At 63.0% G+C, this 1366-nt stretch carries 2 protein-coding genes; one reads left to right on the top strand and one right to left on the bottom strand.

Annotated elements, in window-relative coordinates:
* Positions 1-176: 176 nt before the first annotated feature.
* On the bottom strand, positions 177-698 hold the full coding sequence (locus tag ACIPIA_RS16380) for a cysteine dioxygenase (RefSeq protein ID WP_400511035.1): 522 nt from the start codon (positions 696-698) through the stop codon (positions 177-179).
* A 180-nt stretch (positions 699-878) separates the two neighbouring features.
* Between ACIPIA_RS16380 and ACIPIA_RS16375 the strand changes: the two genes are divergently transcribed.
* Positions 879-1352, top strand: a complete 474-nt coding sequence (locus ACIPIA_RS16375; RefSeq protein WP_400511034.1) for an Lrp/AsnC family transcriptional regulator — start codon at positions 879-881, stop codon at positions 1350-1352.
* Positions 1353-1366 lie beyond the last annotated feature (14 nt).

Raw genomic sequence — 1366 nt, 5'->3', positions numbered from 1 at the left:
CGATCCGCATCTCGCCGGCGCCCTACATCATGGAAGACGATCTCGACCGTTTCGTCGCGGCGCTGGCCGTGGTCTCCGGCAATCGCGCGGGCTGAGGCCGGCCCAGAAGAACAACAGGGACGGGGCCTGCGCACCCGCCCCTTTTGGGGAGACTTGAGACGACCTGGTGAGGAACGTCAGCCGCTGACGGCGGTGTATTCCGTCTCGATCGAGGAGGCATGAACCTCGTGATCGAAGCCGTAGATATGGATCGAGATCGCCTCGCCCGGCCCGAAATTGCGCATGCGGTGGATATTCGGCCCCGAAGGCAGCATGCAGGCGACATAGCCCGGTTGCCGCTCCTGCTGCTCTGTGGGCACGGCGCGATGGGCGTCGATGGCACGGTACCAGGTTTCGGTGACGGTGCCGGACACCACGCCGAAGCAGCATGAGCAGTGATGATCATGAATCGAGGTGGCCGAGCCTTCGCCCCAGACGATCGCCCAGACGCTGACATCCTCGTTGCCGGCAAGCAGGTTGCGACTGTAGCAGCCCGCGTTGCGCTCCAGCGGCAGGCGCTGGATCAGATCGGGCATGGCGACGAGCTCCTGCAGGACCTCGCGGGCGGCGGTCAGGTAGTCGCGCGACAGCGTTCCTGCATCGCTCCGCAGGCTGCGCAGTACGGCCCCACGCCGCTCCTCGCTGAGAAAACCTTGCATGCCATCCCCTCTCGATCACTTCGGGACGATTGTACGGCAGGGGCGCGGGCACCTGTTTGCGGAAATGGAGAATTTTCATCCCCTATTGGAAATGAATGCCTGAAGTGAGAGGATATCGGGAGAATCTATCCCGCCTCATTCCTTGCGGAGGCAATGGATTTCGAATCTCCGGAGATTGCCATGGCCAAGCTCGATGCTTTCGATCTGCGTATCCTGGCGCGGCTCCAGGAGGATGCCAGCCTGCCGCTCGCCGAGCTTGCGGAGGCCGTGGGGCTGTCGTCATCGCCCTGCTGGCGCCGAGTGCAGAAGCTGGAGGAGGGCGGCTACATCAAGCGCCGCGTCGCGTTGCTGGACCGGGAGAAGCTCAAGGCCGGCGTCACCGTCTTCATTGCGATCAAGACGGCCCGCCATTCGATGGAATGGCTGGAGCGCTTCCATCAGGCGGTGCACGACCTGCCGGAGATTGTCGACTTCTACCGGATGAGCGGCGAGATCGACTATCTGCTCAAGGCCTATGTCGCCGACATCGCCGCCTATGACGCGCTCTACAAGAAGCTGATCTCGCGCATCGATCTCAGCGACGTCACCTCGATGTTCGCGATGGAGGAACTCAAGTCGACGTCGGCGATCCCGCTGGGCTTCGCAGAGGTGTGAGAGCCGGTAGGACA

The organism is Allobosea sp. CER48, assembly GCF_044752385.1.
Classification (GTDB): Bacteria; Pseudomonadota; Alphaproteobacteria; order Rhizobiales; family Beijerinckiaceae; genus Allobosea.
This window is presented reverse-complemented; position numbering and strand designations above follow the sequence as displayed.

Bases quoted from the DNA above. Each gene is read 5' to 3' on its own strand.
- ACIPIA_RS16380 (WP_400511035.1), bottom strand. From the start codon at position 698: ATGCAAGGTTTTCTCAGCGAGGAGCGGCGTGGGGCCGTACTGCGCAGC.
- ACIPIA_RS16375 (WP_400511034.1), top strand. From the start codon at position 879: ATGGCCAAGCTCGATGCTTTCGATCTGCGTATCCTGGCGCGGCTCCAG.